Source organism: Altererythrobacter epoxidivorans (genome assembly GCF_001281485.1).
Classification (GTDB): Bacteria; Pseudomonadota; Alphaproteobacteria; order Sphingomonadales; family Sphingomonadaceae; genus Erythrobacter; species Erythrobacter epoxidivorans.
Map to the genome: position 1 here is coordinate 1,380,742 of NZ_CP012669.1, position 13,734 is coordinate 1,394,475.

General features: G+C 60.9%; 15 protein-coding genes. 7 read left to right on the forward strand and 8 right to left on the reverse strand.

The annotated features are described in order from the left end of the window. Positions 1–27: 27 nt before the first annotated feature. From rpsA to AMC99_RS06965, 3 genes are all read left to right on the forward strand, one after another. Complete coding sequence (gene rpsA / locus AMC99_RS06955; RefSeq protein WP_061924621.1) at positions 28–1,734, forward strand: 30S ribosomal protein S1; 1,707 nt, start codon at positions 28–30, stop codon at positions 1,732–1,734. A gap of 128 nt (positions 1,735–1,862) precedes the next feature. Beyond that, positions 1,863–2,618 (forward strand): hydroxyacylglutathione hydrolase, encoded by a 756-nt coding sequence (gene gloB / locus AMC99_RS06960; RefSeq protein WP_061924624.1) that lies wholly within the window; start codon positions 1,863–1,865, stop codon positions 2,616–2,618. A gap of 5 nt (positions 2,619–2,623) precedes the next feature. After that, positions 2,624–3,598 (forward strand): NADPH:quinone oxidoreductase family protein, encoded by a 975-nt coding sequence (locus tag AMC99_RS06965; protein ID WP_061924627.1) that lies wholly within the window; start codon positions 2,624–2,626, stop codon positions 3,596–3,598. A 57-nt stretch (positions 3,599–3,655) separates the two neighbouring features. On the opposite strand, the gene AMC99_RS06970 is transcribed toward AMC99_RS06965, so the two are convergent. The 8 genes from AMC99_RS06970 to AMC99_RS07005 all read right to left on the reverse strand — a co-directional run bounded on the left by AMC99_RS06970 (position 3,656) and on the right by AMC99_RS07005 (position 10,319). Next, entirely contained in the window at positions 3,656–4,225 is a 570-nt protein-coding gene (locus AMC99_RS06970; protein ID WP_061924630.1) for a F0F1 ATP synthase subunit B family protein, read from the reverse strand. After that, positions 4,218–4,712, reverse strand: coding sequence for a F0F1 ATP synthase subunit B family protein (locus AMC99_RS06975; RefSeq protein ID WP_061924633.1), 495 nt, complete (start codon positions 4,710–4,712; stop codon positions 4,218–4,220). The genes AMC99_RS06970 and AMC99_RS06975 overlap by 8 nt, the downstream gene beginning before the upstream one ends. 76 nt (positions 4,713–4,788) lie before the next feature. Next, positions 4,789–5,016 (reverse strand): F0F1 ATP synthase subunit C, encoded by a 228-nt coding sequence (locus tag AMC99_RS06980; RefSeq protein WP_011414432.1) that lies wholly within the window; start codon positions 5,014–5,016, stop codon positions 4,789–4,791. Between the two features lie 46 nt (positions 5,017–5,062). Continuing rightward, entirely contained in the window at positions 5,063–5,821 is a 759-nt protein-coding gene (locus AMC99_RS06985; RefSeq protein ID WP_061924636.1) for a F0F1 ATP synthase subunit A, read from the reverse strand. Positions 5,822–5,897: 76 nt separating this feature from the next. Next, complete coding sequence (locus AMC99_RS06990; protein ID WP_061924638.1) at positions 5,898–6,224, reverse strand: AtpZ/AtpI family protein; 327 nt, start codon at positions 6,222–6,224, stop codon at positions 5,898–5,900. Positions 6,225–6,409: 185 nt separating this feature from the next. Then, complete coding sequence (locus tag AMC99_RS06995; RefSeq protein ID WP_061924641.1) at positions 6,410–6,799, reverse strand: YdbL family probable chaperone protein; 390 nt, start codon at positions 6,797–6,799, stop codon at positions 6,410–6,412. A gap of 29 nt (positions 6,800–6,828) precedes the next feature. After that, positions 6,829–7,017 (reverse strand): YnbE family lipoprotein, encoded by a 189-nt coding sequence (locus tag AMC99_RS07000; protein WP_061924643.1) that lies wholly within the window; start codon positions 7,015–7,017, stop codon positions 6,829–6,831. Positions 7,018–7,082: 65 nt separating this feature from the next. Beyond that, the gene (locus AMC99_RS07005; RefSeq protein ID WP_061924647.1) at positions 7,083–10,319 is read right to left on the reverse strand and encodes an intermembrane phospholipid transport protein YdbH family protein; all 3,237 of its coding nucleotides are present in this window, start codon (positions 10,317–10,319) and stop codon (positions 7,083–7,085) included. Positions 10,320–10,389: 70 nt separating this feature from the next. Between AMC99_RS07005 and radC the strand changes: the two genes are divergently transcribed. The 4 genes from radC (at position 10,390) to pyrF (ending at position 13,726) form a co-directional block, all read left to right on the forward strand. Beyond that, positions 10,390–11,100, forward strand: a complete 711-nt coding sequence (radC, locus tag AMC99_RS07010; RefSeq protein ID WP_061924651.1) for a RadC family protein — start codon at positions 10,390–10,392, stop codon at positions 11,098–11,100. Between the two features lie 156 nt (positions 11,101–11,256). Beyond that, a complete protein-coding gene (purB, locus tag AMC99_RS07015) occupies positions 11,257–12,567 on the forward strand; it encodes an adenylosuccinate lyase (RefSeq protein WP_061924654.1) in 1,311 nt (436 codons plus the stop codon). Between the two features lie 89 nt (positions 12,568–12,656). Next, complete coding sequence (locus tag AMC99_RS07020) at positions 12,657–13,055, forward strand: LapA family protein (protein ID WP_083440208.1); 399 nt, start codon at positions 12,657–12,659, stop codon at positions 13,053–13,055. Further along, positions 13,052–13,726: an orotidine-5'-phosphate decarboxylase gene (pyrF, locus tag AMC99_RS07025; RefSeq protein WP_061924659.1), complete on the forward strand. Its 675-nt coding sequence runs from the start codon at positions 13,052–13,054 to the stop codon at positions 13,724–13,726. The genes AMC99_RS07020 and pyrF overlap by 4 nt, the downstream gene beginning before the upstream one ends. The last annotated feature ends 8 nt before the right edge of the window (positions 13,727–13,734 follow it).

Consider the following 13,734-nt stretch of genomic DNA (forward strand, 5'->3'; position numbering starts at 1 on the left):
TAGCAAAACGATTAGGACACTCAAATCATGGCGACTTCTGCCAATCCTACGCGCGACGATTTCGAAGCGCTGCTTAACGAACAACTCGGTGGTGCAGGTGACGAAGGCTTCGAAGGCCGCGTCGTAAAGGGCACCGTAACCGCGATCGAAAACGGCATGGCCGTTATCGACGTAGGCCTGAAGAGCGAAGGCCGCGTCAACCTCAAGGAATTCATGCGCGTCGACGACGAGCACGGCCTCGAAGTCGGTAGCGAAGTCGAAGTCTATGTCGACCGCGTCGAAAACGCCGACGGCGAAGCGATGCTGTCGCGCGACCGCGCACGCCGCGAAGCTGCATGGGACAAGCTGGAAAGCGAATTCGGCGAAGGCAAGCGCGTCGAAGGCCGCATCTTCGGCCGCGTCAAGGGTGGCTTCACCGTCGACCTCGACGGCGCCGTTGCCTTCCTTCCGGGCAGCCAGGTCGATATCCGCCCCGTGCGCGACGTCGCCCCGCTGATGGATGTTCCCCAGCCCTTCCAGATCCTCAAGATGGACCGTCGCCGTGGCAACATCGTCGTTTCGCGTCGTGCCGTTCTTGAAGAAACCCGCGCAGAACAGCGCAGCGAACTGATCGACAAGCTGAGCGAAGGCCAGGTTACCGACGGCGTCGTGAAGAACATCACCGACTACGGTGCGTTCGTCGACCTCGGCGGCATCGACGGCCTGCTGCATGTTACCGACATGAGCTACAAGCGCGTCAACCACCCGAGCGAAGTGATCGAAATCGGCCAGACCGTGACCGTCCAGATCATCCGCATCAACGAAGATACTCAGCGCATCAGCCTCGGCATGAAGCAGCTGGAATCGGATCCGTGGGATGGCGTTGCAGCGAAGTACCCGGTCGGCATGAAGCTGTCGGGCACCGTCACCAACATCACCGAATACGGCGCATTCGTCGAACTGGAACCGGGCATCGAAGGCCTCGTCCACGTTTCGGAAATGAGCTGGACCAAGAAGAACGTCCACCCGGGCAAGATCGTTTCGACCTCGCAGGAAGTCGAAGTCATGGTCCTCGAAGTCGACAGCGAAAAGCGCCGGATTTCGCTTGGCCTCAAGCAGGCCCAGCGCAATCCGTGGGAAGAATTCGCAGAGAAGCACCCGGTCGGCAGCGAAGTCGAAGGCGAAGTCAAGAACGCCACCGAATTCGGCCTGTTCATCGGCCTCGATGGCGACGTCGACGGCATGGTTCACATGTCGGACATCGCATGGGGCATCTCGGGTGAAGACGCACTGGCGCTCCACCGCAAGGGCGAGCAGGTCAAGGCAGTCGTTCTCGACGTCGACACCGACAAGGAACGCATCAGCCTCGGCATGAAGCAGCTCGAAAAGGGTGCACCTTCGGCTGAAGGCGCTGATTCGAGCGCGCTGCGCAAGAACCAGACCGTCACCGTCACCGTTCTCGAAGTCCGCGATGGTGGCCTCGAAGTGCAGGTTGGCGACGATGGCGCAACCGGCTTCATCAAGCGTTCGGACCTCGGCCGCGACCGCGACGAACAGCGTCCGGATCGCTTCCAGACCGGTCAGAAGATCGACGCGATGGTCACCGGTTTCGACCGTTCGAAGAAGCCGACCTTCTCGATCAAGGCACGCCAGATCGCAGAAGAGAAGGAAGCAGTTGCACAGTTCGGTTCGTCCGACTCGGGTGCATCGCTCGGCGACATCCTCGGCGAAGCGCTGAAGAAGAAGGAAGACTAAGTCTTCCATCGAGTTACCCGTGCAAACGGGACTGGGGGGCCCGCCATTCGCAAGAGTGGCGGGCCTTTCCTATTGCGGAAACGGCGCGTAGGCTGGCCCTCGACCACAAGTCATAGGCAATTCAATCCATGCTCGAGATCCACCAGTTTCCCTGCCTCTCCGACAATTACGGATATTTGCTCCACGATCCTGCCAGCGGCGAAACCGCCGCCATCGATACGCCGGACGGCGCCGAATATCTCAGGCAGGCAGAGGCCAAGGGCTGGACCATCACGCAGATCTGGAACACCCATTGGCATCCCGACCACGCCGGCGGGAACAAGGATATCGTGGCGGCGACAGGAGCGACTGTCGTTGCCCCGCAAGAGGTAGAGCGGCTGACTTCGATCGATCGGGTCGTAGCCCACGGTGATACGGTCTCTCTCGGCGAATTTACCGCAAAGGTGATCGATGTGGGCGGCCACACGCACGGCCACGTCGCGTTCCACATTCCCGAAGCGGGAATAGCATTCGTCGGCGACAGCGTGTTCGCGCTTGGTTGCGGGCGTATGTTCGAAGGCGATCCAGAGCAGTTCTGGGCCAGCCTCAAGCGAGTGCGGGAACTCCCACCGGAAACGACGCTCTACTGCGCGCATGAATACACCCAGGCAAACGCTGCTTTCGCGCTCCATGCCGATCCCGATAACGCAGCGCTGCAACACTACGCCGAAGAGATTGCCGACAAGCGTTCACGCGGCGAACCGACCGTCCCGATGGGCTTGGCGCGGGAGCTGGAGACGAACCCCTTCCTGCGTGCAGATACCGCCGAAATGCAGCAACGATGGGGCGGTAATACCCCGGCAGAAACCTTTGCCGCGATCCGCGCCGGCAAGGACGGTTTCTAAGCTACATGAAAGCGCTTCGCGTCACATCGCTGAGCGACGACCTGTCCGGCGTCGCGCTGACCGAAACCCCTGTGCCCGCTCGTTCTTCGGGCGAAGTGCTGGTGAAGATCGAGGCAGCCTCACTCAACTTTCCCGACTTGCTGATGACGCAAGGTAAGTACCAGTTCAAACCGGAGCTGCCCTTCACCCTCGGCATGGAACTGGCCGGAGAGGTCGTCGAGGCGGCCCCCGATAGCGGACTTGCAGTGGGCGACCGAGTGATGGGGGGCGCGAAGACGGGCGGCTTTGCAGAATATGCAGCGGTCCCAGCCCGTTCGCTTCGCACGATACCGGAAGGGTTATCCTTCGCAACGGCAGCCGCGATGGGCGCGGCCTACTCCACTGCCTATACCGCGCTCGTCGAGATCGGCGGCCTCGCAGCGGGTCAGACCGTGCTCGTGCACGGAGCGAGCGGAGGGGTCGGCCTTGCCGCCTGCGACCTCGCCAGGGCCTATGGCGCGACCGTCATTGCGACAACGCACAATGAAGCCAAGATCGACGCTCTCAAGGCAGCCTCGCAGGCCGACCACGTGATCCTCAATACAGGCAGTTTTCGCGAACAGGTCTTCGACCTGACCGAGGGCCAGCTTTGCGATCTCGTTTACGATCCGATTGGCGGTGATGTATTCGACGAAAGCACCCGCTGCGTGACATTCGGCGGCAAGCTGCTGGTGATCGGGTTCGTCGCCGGGCGCATTCCCGAAATCGCGGTCAACATTCCCCTGATCAAAGGCTTCTCGGTCGTCGGCGTTCGCGCCGGAGAATACGCGCGCCGCTTCCCTGATCGTGGGAAGCGGATTGCCGCAACCATTGCCGAACTTGCGACCACTGGCCGTATTCACCCACATGTCGACCGGACCTTCGCCCTAGACGAGTGGCGAGAAGCCTTCGCAACGATGCAGTCCGGCGGACTGATGGGGAAACTGATCCTCGAGCCGTGATACGAAAAGGGCGACCCGCGGGCCGCCCTTTGCATATTCCTCGATAGTCGAGGGATGTCAGATCGACGAGATAACCTGGTCGGCCAGCTTGCGATCGTCGTCCACGCCGTGCCGTTCCTTGATCAGGTTACGTGCGGCAGCGGTCGCGGCCTGTGCAGCCTTGCTGCGAACTTCTTCGACGGCATCGCGCTCGGCGGCAGAGATCTTGTCTTCGGCCATCTTCTTGCGGCGTTCGACCATCGCCTTGCTGTCGGCTTCGGCCTTGTCGAGGATGGCGTCGGCTTCGCGCTTGGCGCCTTCGACCATCGCTTCCGCATCCTTCTCGGCGTTCGAGATTTTCGCGGCATATTCGTCACGAAGCTTTTCGGCTTCGCTGCGGAGTTCTTTCGCTTCATCGAGCTGCTGCTTGATGGCGGCGATCTTGTTGTCGAGCCCGCCTGCGATCGTCTTGTGCACCTTCACATAGAAGAATGCGATCAGCAGCAGGACCGCCATGGCGATCGAAACCCACTGGAACGGCGCAAAGCCGAGCAGTTCGGGTTCGGCATGCGTCGGAGCGCCGCCGTGGCCTTCTTCGACGAGGACCTGAGCAGCTTCGGTTGCGAAAACTTCGGGAGCCTCAGACATTGGCCATCGCCTCCTTCACAGCAGCCTTGGCCGCGGCTTCGTCCACCGATGCGCCAGCGACCCGTGCAACGATTTCCTGCGTCACGTCGGCCGCGACGTTTTCGATTTCCGACATGGCAGCACCGCGAGCTTCGGCGATACGCGCCTCTGCTTCGGTCAGCTTCTTGTCGAGCCGCTTCTGTGCGGCGGCAATCTTCTTTTCGGACTTGGACGCGGCCTCGCTCTTCGCAGCTGCGATCAGAGCCTGCGCCTCTGCGCGGTTTTCGTTCTCGCGCTGACGCCAGGCTTCTTCCTGCTCGTCAGCACGATCGCGAGCAGCCTGAGCCGCAGCCAGATCGTCGGCGATCTGCTTGTCGCGCATGGCGACCGTATCCATCACCTTGGGGACCATGCCCCGGCCGATGAGGAAGAAGGTGATGCCGAAGAAAACCAGCAGCCAGAAGACCTGGCTGGAGTAGGTTTCGGCAAGCTGCGCTATCTGAGGCATGCGTCGGGTCCGAAATCAGGTATTCGAAAGACAATACCGCCGGTCGGCCTGAGGCCAACCGGCAGCATCGAAGTCGTTAGGCGACGAAGATGAGGATCATCGCAACGACGAATGCCAGCAGGCCGAGAAGTTCGGCTGCGGCGAAGCCGATGAAGAGGCGGCCCTGCTGGCCGTCTGCTGCACCCGGGTTACGAAGAGCCGACTCGAGGAACGAGCCGAAAACGTTACCCACGCCGATGGCGGCCATGCCGGCACCGATAGCTGCGAGACCAGCACCAACGAGCTTGGCTGCTTCTGCGTCCATTTGAAAAACTCCTTTAGGTAAATTCGTGTGTGTTGAAGGACGAAACTTAGTGAAGGTTCTCTGCGTCGTTGATGTAGAGCGACGAGAGAAGCGCGAAAACATATGCCTGGATGCCTGCAACCAGGATCTCGAGTGCGCAGATACCAATCATCAGCACAAAGCTGGGAACGCCGACCAGCAGGCCGAACTGCGCACCGGCATTCCAGCCGTCGATCACGAAGCTCGAAAGCACTTCGAGCAGGACGTGACCGGCCATCATCGCGACGAAGAGTCGGAGGCCGAGGCTGAAAGGACGGACGAGGAACGAGATAAGCTCGATCGGGAAAATGATCGGGATCATGGGCAGCGGCGTGCCATGCGGCACGAACAGGCTGAAGAAGTGGAAGCCGTGCTTCCAGAAACCCACGATCAGCACGATCGAGAAACTGATGATCGCCAGCACGCCGGTAACAGTGAAGTGGCTGGTGAAAGTGAACGGGTGCACGCCGAGCACGCCAAGCGGCATCAGGCCGAGGATGTTGGCGAACAGGATGAACATGAACAGGCTGAAGATATAGGGCACGTACTTGCGCCCTTCCTTGCCGATGTTCGCTTCAAGCATGTCGTCGATGAAGCTCGTGAAGGTCTCGACGGCCATCTGCCAGCGACCAGGTACGAGCTGGCGCTTCATCCCGCCGGCGACGAACACCCACAGCACGACCGTGGTGATCGCCATCCACAGCGCGGAGTTGGTGAATGCGATGTTGAATCCTGCAACTTCCCAGCCCTGCGAGCCGAAAAGCGGCTCGATGGTGAACTGGTGCATCGGATCGACTTTGCCCTCTACGGCTGCCACGATCGCTGACCCCTAAACCTACATAATAAGACGCGGCCTCTTGACCCTATTCAGGATCGCCAGGTCGCGTGTTCGCTGCACGAATTACGTTCCTGAAGGCAACGACTATCCCGAAGAACAGCATCACCAACAGACCCCAGGGCGATGTTCCGGCGAAGGTATCTATAGCCCAGCCGATGACAGCGCCTCCGAGAATACCGCCGAGAAGGTCTGCAAGGACCCGGTTGCCACTGCGATAATTCGCATCGGCGCCCGAAACCTGCGGTCGGTTACGCTGATCTTCACGCTCGCGTGCGGCTTTTAACCGCGCTTCGAGCGCGTCAATCCGCGCATCCTCAGCGATTGGTTCCCGTGCGGGTTTCTCTTCGCTCATGCCAGCCTCCTTGATTGGAAATGCGCGGCACAGGCAAGAGGTGCCCGCCGAGGGCGCCGCCCCCTTAGAAGGGGGGCATAATCAAGTCAACCGGTGGACGGCCTCAATATGACGAAAGTCGCAAGATTCTCGGTTGCGAAGGCTAGTGCGCCGAAGCAGGCTTCTTCCGCCTCACCGCAGCGGGATCAGGGGCAACGCGGATCGCGCATTGGATCTTCGCCGGTGCGCGTATGCCATTCACCGTCCGGTGCCTGGTATTTTTCACCCGCGACGGTCCGCGCAATGGCGAGGCAACCGGCCGTGAAAGCATATTGCTCGGTAGTGGCCTTTTCCGCCCTTGCCCGCTCGGTATAAACAGCCTTGCGCTTGATATTGATGTCGTCGACCAGGTCCTGAAGCGCAGCAGTGGGCGCACCTACGATACCAAGGTAACCGTCCATCTTCTCGCCAACCTTTCCGGACGAGCGGGCTGCGGCATAGGCTGGATCGCGCTGAGCAAAGGCAGGCGCGGCCATTCCAGCCATCAGTCCGGCGAATACGGCGCCGCCGAAAACGGCTTTGGCAAAAGTGTTCATCGTCACGCCTTCCTCAAAAAATCTCAGCCTCAAAAAATATCGGCATTTTCTTCGATCGTATCGCCGGCATCGGCAGCCAGGCGATAGACAACCTCTTGCTGGATGTTGATGTTAAGCTCGATCACGATCGGCTTGTCGGGGGCAGAAACATTGATGCACCCCTGCAGCATCGCGACGGCCAGTATCGCCATCCCAACCTTGCCCTTGTTGCTGCCCATTCCCCTCTCCCCGAAATTCGGGAGAAATGTGGCACCGCCGCAAGGCACGGTCAAATCAGAGGAGTTCATGGCAGGTTCTCGCTTTCTTGCGCCTGAATGGGTGGTTCATCGGTTTCAATATCTTCGGGTTTGATCGCGGGCATCCCCAGGGTCGACCTGGCCTCGAGCCGCCCCTCTACAGCAGTAAACAGGCCAAGTTCCCTCGGATCGCGGAGGAATGCAGGATCGAATGCCCCGCGAAGCCCCTGTATCAACTCGAGAAAATCGGCCCTGATATTGACCCGGAACTGGATCGGCAGCTTCGAAAGCCGCTTTGTAATGAAGTTGCGGTCGGCGCCGGTGCCCTGCGAAATCCCGTCGAAGCGGAGGCGGGTGATGATCTCTCCGGCGAGCGGACCTTCCATGTCGACCATCATCTGCTGGAAATCGAGCGATTTGAGCGAATCGAAGGCAAAATTGGCCATCGGAGACAGGTCTTCGTAGGTTAGTTCGCCGACGTAGGAGAGGTTTCCGCCCGGGGGCCGTGAAACGAGGACGCCGCCGTCGATCCGTCCATTGCCGTCGGTATCGAATTCGATCGGCACCGTGCCATCGAAGGTACCCGTCGCGGAAAGATTTTCGAAATCCATGTTTTCGACAAATTTCGCAGCGTCGAGACCGACGATCTCGAACACATAGCGGCGAACTTCGCTGACCCCCAGATTGAGATCGACCGAGCGCATGATCAGCGTGCCACCCATGAATGGCCAGCTTGCCCCTTCGACCGAAATGAATTGTCCGTCGCGCAAAGCAAACTCGAGCTCGCCATCGGTGACGAGGACGCCGGGATTGATCGCGCCGATCTTCAGTTTCTGACCCGGCGCCGTCGTAAGAGCCAGCAAGTCGTCGAAAACGATTGTGCCGCTCGCATCTTCAACGGGACCGAAGGCTGCGGCAAAGTCGAGTTCATCGCTCGAAAAAGCTCCGCTGCTGGTTACGCCCGCCTCGTTCCAGTCGATTCGGCCCTGACCTGTCACGATGCCATTGACGAGGGCGACCACACCCTTTGCATTTTCCGTTAGGTCGTCAGGTTGCAATACCGGATCGAATTTCAGTCTATCGACAAACAGATCGGCATGCCCGGTTCCGGTCGTCAGGTCATGGCGAATGGCAACCCGTGTCACTTCGCGCCCGGTCGCCGGATGCCGCATCAGTGCCCGGGCCTCGATCACGCTGTCCTGCAGCGTGAGCGATGCGCCTTGAGAAACGAGCCTGTTGAACCTTGCAGCTTCCTGCCTGTCGGTCAGGTCGAACGATGCATCCTCGATCGAAAGAATTTCGCCGGAATAATTCCAGTTGCCAGCCAGGTTTGAAAGGTCGAGCGGCACGGCTTCGAGTTTGACATCGGCATCGGCGAACTGTCCGCCGATCGTATCGCCGAACGTTGCGTCGAGCGACGGGATCGAAAACTCGGTCGAACTTCCCGCTGGTCCAAGAACGACATCTATGTCTTTTGCCGTTACCGCTCCCGGCCATGCAATCCCCACCGCCCCGCTCTTAAGGACAAGTGGTGTCCCCGCGAGATCGCCGGAAAGCTCAAGTGCGGGTATCCCCGCCGCGACACGAAGCCCGGCATCGTCATATCTGACGATCGCCTGCCTGCTGCTCGCCGGACAGAGCTTGAGACCATGCCGATTGAGGGCGACGCTCGACAGCCTGATCCCGTCGAACCTGATGTCGGTGCACCCGCGCCAGAGCGAAAGTCCGCGGGCGCTCGACCAATTCCCGTCGATCGGCAGGGTCAACGCACGCACTTCGCCGCCGGGAATCGCACCTGTTGCCCTTGCCTGCCCCGCAAAGCCCAGCGCGCCGCCGGGCGCTTGCGAGATTACCAATTCGGGAAGCGAGAGCGCGCTATCGCCCGAGGCGTATTCTGCCATGCGCAGGCGCATCACGACTTCGCCGCGGGAACTGCGCTCCATGCGGCCCACGATGCGCGGCAAATCGCGCCCGCCGGTGGAAAAATTGCCCGATAGTTTCGGCGCGCCCGATCCTGCGGAGCTGAACTGCACCTGCGACATGGAAACGAGATCACTGCCGCTCGCCCCGCGAATCCGTGCCGACTGCACGATCCCGCTCATGATCTCGCCGGTTCGCCTCAGCGAGAGCTGCGCATCGACTGTTCCCCCTGGAAGTTCGCTGCGCAATCCCTGCCGCATCTTCGCGATTAGCGGCGAAAGCAGCGTTCCATTGGTGCTGTCCTGATAGCTTGCCAGCGATTGCTGCATATCGGAGGCGAGACCGAAACCCTCTCCTTCCAGATCGAGTTCGAGCTCGCTCCTGCTCAACGATTCGCGAGCACGAAATGCTCCGTCTGCCCGCGCCCTGTCGAGAACGACCCCGGCGCCGCTCGCCTGGGTAATTGCGAGATCGAATTTCGAGATGATCGCTTCATTGCGCCAGTCGAGTTTGACCTCCCCTGCCACTGCACGGACACGGTTTTCCGCGGCAGAAAAGCCGTTTGCATCGAGGCCGAAGGTTGCAGTCAGTCCGGCAAGGTTCCGGTCACCCGATAGGCTGGTCGCGGCGTCGAGACCCGCAAGCCGCAAATCCATCCCCGGGCACGAGAGCGACCTGATTCGGACCGGCCCATCGAAAGCCGGTTTTCCGCGCGCGACCTTTATCGTTCCATATGCCGTAGCATTTTCGACCTCGCACTCAGGCGTGGCAACTTGCGGCGCAACGACCGCGAGTATCCCTTCGAATCCATCGTCGAGTTCGCCCTCTCCCTCCGCCTTGAACGCGATGCGACCGAAATCGCTTTCTATCAGGCCTCGTGCATCGATCAGCCTGAGGTCGATATCGGGCAATCCTGGCGGGCCATCGCTTTCTGCGAAGACGATCGGGTCGAGCGCGCCGAAGCTGAGCTTTCCCTCTCTCAGCGTCCCGAAGATACGCGGCCTGACAAGCTCGATTCGCCCGATTACCGGTGTGCCGAATCGGTAACGCAGGTAAACGGCAACACGCTCGATCGTGAGGTCTGGCGCTTCCGCATCGCCGATGACGACGTTGGACAAGACCTGCTTGCCCGGTTCGATGGAGGTGACCTCGTATTTTGCCGAAACGCCGTATTTGCCCAGCTGGCTTTCGATGATGTTTGTGGCGATCCGGTCTCGCGACATCCAACCGATGATCGCGGCGCTTATGAAAATGCCGAGGAATAGGACGACAGCCTGCCAGCGCTTCCGGCGCGGCCATAGCCGCCTACGCCGCGCATGAGCGAGGGGCGGTTGTTCGTCCAGTGGCTCGTCGACATCCGCCATCGTCACCCACCCTTGCGCCCATCGCATTCGAAAGGCAATCATGACAGCAGGTTAATTGGCGGGGGGTCGCTTGCCACAAGCTGAAGACAATACATCGGTCCAGGCCGACATGCCGGGTCATATCGGGCATCGCGCGCGCTTGCGGGACCGTCTTCTGAAAGGCGGGGCGGAAGCCCTCGCCGATTATGAAGTGCTGGAATATCTGCTGTTTGCAGGGATGCGCCAGGGCGACACGAAGCCGGTTGCACGCGCTCTCATACGGCGCTTCGGCTCCCTCTCGGGCGTGCTGAATGCCGACCCGGGTGCCTTGCAGCAGGTCAAGGGAGTGGGCGAAACCACCGCCGCAGCGCTCAAGAGCGTGGCGCTCGCTGCCCGGCGCATGGCACGGAGCGAAGTTCGCGACAAACCCGTGCTTGGCAGCTGGCAGGCGCTGCTCGACTATCTCAGCATCGACATGGCGCACCTCACCGTAGAGCGGGTTCGTGTGCTCTATCTCGATACGCGAAATCGCCTGATCGACGACCACCATGTGGGTGACGGATCGATCGATGAAGCATCGATCCACCCGCGCGAAGTAATCCGCCGGGCTATGGATGTGGGCGCCACTGCGCTGATTCTCGTCCATAACCACCCCAGCGGCAATCCCGACCCTAGCCGAGCCGATATCGACGTGACGCGGCGCATTGCAGAGGCTGGCCGGTTGCTTGGCATTACCGTGCACGATCACGTGATCATCGGGCGCGAGGGACATGTCAGCCTGCGATCGAAGGGGCTGATCTGACCCCGTCACGCCAGCCCCTACTCAACGGCACCAAAGGTGACACAGCGTGACCTAAAGCAAACTTACCCCGCCGATAGGGCGGCCGTGCTTGCGTTTCCCGACCCATCCCCCTAGCGGCTGCGGCATATTCCTCCTTTTGCCAGCCCGGAGTCTGAAATGGTCCCCCGCTACGCCCGCCCCGAAATGACCGCGATCTGGGAGCCGGAAGCGAAGTACCGCATCTGGTTCGAAATCGAAGCTCACGCGACGCAAAAGCTGGGCGAACTTGGTGTCGTCCCGGAAAGCGGCCCGAAGGCCCTGTGGGACTGGTGGGCGACCGATCCGAAGATCGACGTCGATGCGATCGACGAGAAGGAGCGCATCCTCAAGCATGACGTGATCGCCTTCCTCGACTGGGTGGCAGAACAGGTCGGACCCGAGGCGCGCTTCATGCACCAGGGCATGACGTCGAGCGATGTTCTCGACACGACGCTTGCGGTGCAGCTCAGCCGCGCCGCCGACATCCTCCTTGCCGATCTCGACGATCTGCTCGCCGCGATCAAACGTCGCGCCGAAGAGCACAAGTACACGCCAACGATCGGTCGCAGCCACGGCATCCACGCCGAGCCTGTCACCTTCGGTCTCAAGCTGGCGCAGGCCTATGCCGAATTCGACCGCTGCAAGAAGCGCCTGGTTGCTGCACGGGACGAGATCGCGACCTGCGCGATCAGCGGCGCGGTCGGCACATTTGCCAATATCGACCCGCAGGTCGAAGAATACGTCGCAGAACAGCTCGGCCTGTCGGTGGAGCCGGTTTCGACGCAGGTCATCCCGCGTGACCGGCACGCGATGTTCTTCTCCGTCCTTGCGGTCATCGCCAGCTCGATCGAGCGACTGGCGGTCGAGGTTCGCCACCTGCAGCGCACCGAGGTGCTCGAGGCCGAAGAATACTTCTCGCCCGGCCAGAAGGGTTCCAGCGCCATGCCGCACAAGCGCAACCCTATCCTGACCGAAAACCTGACGGGACAGGCACGAATGATCCGCGCCTATGCACTTCCCGCGCTGGAAAACGTGGCGCTCTGGCACGAACGCGACATTTCGCATTCGTCGGTCGAACGCTTCATCGGCCCCGATGCGACGATCACGCTCGACTTCGCGCTCGCGCGCATGACCGGCGTCATCGACAAGCTGCTGGTCTATCCCGAGCGCATGATGAAGAACCTCGACAAGATGGGCGGCCTTGTCCACTCCCAGCGCGTGCTGCTGGCGCTGACGCAGGCAGGCATCACCCGCGACAACGCCTATCGCCTGGTCCAGCGCAACGCCATGAAGGTATGGGAATCGGACGGCCAGATGTCGCTGCTCGAATTGCTGAAGGCTGACGAGGAAGTCACTGCCGCCCTGTCGAACGAGGAGCTCGAGGAGAAATTCAACCTCGATTACCACTTCAAGCACGTCGACACGATTTTCGACCGCGTCTTCGGCTGAACCCGCCTGATCCGGCGCATCGGCCTAGACTCGGGGGACAAAAACCTTAGTTTCCCGGTCGAATACCGAGAACAAGTAGGGGAATGGGAATGCAGGTCGTACGTACAATCGTCTGGGTGGTGATCCTGATTGGACTGCTGATCTTCTCATTCCTCAACTGGCGTCCGGTTGAAGTTGCACTGTGGAGCGACCTGGTGCTCGAAACCAAGGTCCCTGCCCTTGTGATCGTCGCCTTCCTGCTCGGACTGATCCCGATGTGGCTCTATCACCGCGGGGCGAAATGGCAGCTCAACCGACGTATTTCCTCGCTCGAAAGCGCGGTCAAGTCGAGCGCGCTGTCGCGTCACGCCCCAACACCGACTGCAACGGCGGCGACGGCCGCACCTGCTCCGACGCCGACCCCGGCACCTGCGGCGACACATGCAACCGATCCGGCCGATACCAAAGCCGGCGACACGCTGACACCTTCGAAAGACAATCCTGCATGAGCAATCCGGTTTACCTTGCGCTTGACGTGCCACAGCTTGAAGCTGGCAAGGCACTGGTCGAAAAGCTCAAGGCCCATATTGGCGGGGTGAAGCTAGGTCTCGAATTCTTCTGCGCGCACGGGCACCACGGGGTTCACGAGATCGCCCACTGCGGACTGCCGATCTTCCTCGACCTGAAATTGCACGACATCCCCAACACCGTTGCAGGCGCAATGCAGTCGATCCACGTTCTCGAACCGGCCATCGTCACGGTGCACGCCAGCGGCGGGCGCGCCATGATGGAAGATGCGAAGGCTGCTGCAGCCGAGCATACCAAGGTGGTCGCCGTGACCATGCTCACCAGTCTCGACGAACGCGATCTCAAGCGTACCGGGGTTGATGGCAGCGCGCATGACCAGGTGATGCGGCTGGCCGATCTGGCGCAAGAAGCCGGCCTCGACGGTATCGTCTGTTCGGGACAGGAAGTCGGTACAGTCCACAAGCAGTGGAAGGACGGTTTCTTCGTCGTGCCGGGCCTGCGACCTACAGGAAGCAGCATTGGCGACCAGAAGCGCGTAGTGACGCCGCGTCAGGCCCGCAACGATGGCGCAAGCGTGCTGGTGATCGGCCGCCCGATCAGCAAGGCCGACGATCCCGTCGCTGCAGCGCGGGCGATCGAAGCGACGCTTTAGGACTGAGC

Bases quoted from the DNA above. Each gene is read 5' to 3' on its own strand.
- AMC99_RS06990 (WP_061924638.1), bottom strand. From the start codon at position 6,224: ATGAGCGAAGAGAAACCCGCACGGGAACCAATCGCTGAGGATGCGCGG.
- AMC99_RS06970 (WP_061924630.1), bottom strand. From the start codon at position 4,225: ATGTCTGAGGCTCCCGAAGTTTTCGCAACCGAAGCTGCTCAGGTCCTC.
- AMC99_RS06975 (WP_061924633.1), bottom strand. From the start codon at position 4,712: ATGCCTCAGATAGCGCAGCTTGCCGAAACCTACTCCAGCCAGGTCTTC.
- gloB (WP_061924624.1), top strand. From the start codon at position 1,863: ATGCTCGAGATCCACCAGTTTCCCTGCCTCTCCGACAATTACGGATAT.
- AMC99_RS06985 (WP_061924636.1), bottom strand. From the start codon at position 5,821: ATGCACCAGTTCACCATCGAGCCGCTTTTCGGCTCGCAGGGCTGGGAA.
- AMC99_RS07005 (WP_061924647.1), bottom strand. From the start codon at position 10,319: ATGGCGGATGTCGACGAGCCACTGGACGAACAACCGCCCCTCGCTCAT.
- AMC99_RS06965 (WP_061924627.1), top strand. From the start codon at position 2,624: ATGAAAGCGCTTCGCGTCACATCGCTGAGCGACGACCTGTCCGGCGTC.
- AMC99_RS06995 (WP_061924641.1), bottom strand. From the start codon at position 6,799: ATGAACACTTTTGCCAAAGCCGTTTTCGGCGGCGCCGTATTCGCCGGA.
- AMC99_RS07020 (WP_083440208.1), top strand. From the start codon at position 12,657: ATGCAGGTCGTACGTACAATCGTCTGGGTGGTGATCCTGATTGGACTG.
- AMC99_RS07000 (WP_061924643.1), bottom strand. From the start codon at position 7,017: ATGGGCAGCAACAAGGGCAAGGTTGGGATGGCGATACTGGCCGTCGCG.
- rpsA (WP_061924621.1), top strand. From the start codon at position 28: ATGGCGACTTCTGCCAATCCTACGCGCGACGATTTCGAAGCGCTGCTT.
- AMC99_RS06980 (WP_011414432.1), bottom strand. From the start codon at position 5,016: ATGGACGCAGAAGCAGCCAAGCTCGTTGGTGCTGGTCTCGCAGCTATC.
- pyrF (WP_061924659.1), top strand. From the start codon at position 13,052: ATGAGCAATCCGGTTTACCTTGCGCTTGACGTGCCACAGCTTGAAGCT.
- purB (WP_061924654.1), top strand. From the start codon at position 11,257: ATGGTCCCCCGCTACGCCCGCCCCGAAATGACCGCGATCTGGGAGCCG.